Origin of the sequence: Prevotella sp. HMSC073D09 (assembly GCF_001814145.1) — a bacterium.
GTDB lineage: Bacteria > Bacteroidota > Bacteroidia > Bacteroidales > Bacteroidaceae > Prevotella > Prevotella conceptionensis.
Map to the genome: position 1 here is coordinate 1 of NZ_KV815101.1, position 714 is coordinate 714.

General features: G+C 36.4%; 1 protein-coding gene. It reads left to right on the forward strand.

The window, feature by feature from the left end; genetic code table 11:
- Nucleotides 1–54: 54 nt before the first annotated feature.
- The coding region (locus tag HMPREF2955_RS08855) for a PoNe immunity protein domain-containing protein (RefSeq protein ID WP_070722753.1) at nt 55–714 on the forward strand (660 nt) is incomplete at its 3' end.

Sequence of the window (714 nt, forward strand, 5' to 3'; positions counted from 1 at the left end):
ATGGGACTATTTGATGCAATATTTGGAAGTTCAAGCAATATGCAAAAATGGCACATGAGAGATAAGGTAAAGGATCATAAATATTTTGAAAGGCAGCTAGAACGTAATTTACAGAGTAAAGTAATAACCGAACAAGCTCTTATCGAATCTGTAGAGAATAATAACAATCAAGTCGATCGAACTTTTTTGTATTGGTCATTGGCACAAAATGCATATTATAACATAGAGATAAAGTATTCAATGGGGGGCTGTATAAAAGAATTACAGACTGACTATTTGAATTCATTAGATGATTTCCGTCATGGGTGCGATATTAATGATCCCATCTATTTTGAAATACTAAATCGCGTGGCCTTAGGTATTTTGTTGAAAATACCTAATGAGAAATTTCAACTACTTGTAGAATACGTAAAACGTGTAGATGAAGAGACGAACCCCAATGATTGGACTGCCGACATGTTATTATGGTTCATGTTAAATTCACACTTAGAAGATAATGAAAGAAAATCGTATGCTCAGGCATTAGCTTTTCCTTGCATATACATGGGACTGTACAAGGTTACACAAACCACAGAGAAAGAGAAAACTAAGAAAGCACTGAACGAGTATCTAGATAAATGGTATGATCTCAACAAGAATGCCCCTTGGCATAATACTCATCTACGTTTAAATGGCTACACTGGCTACTGGGCATGGGAAGTGGCCGCCGTGGCC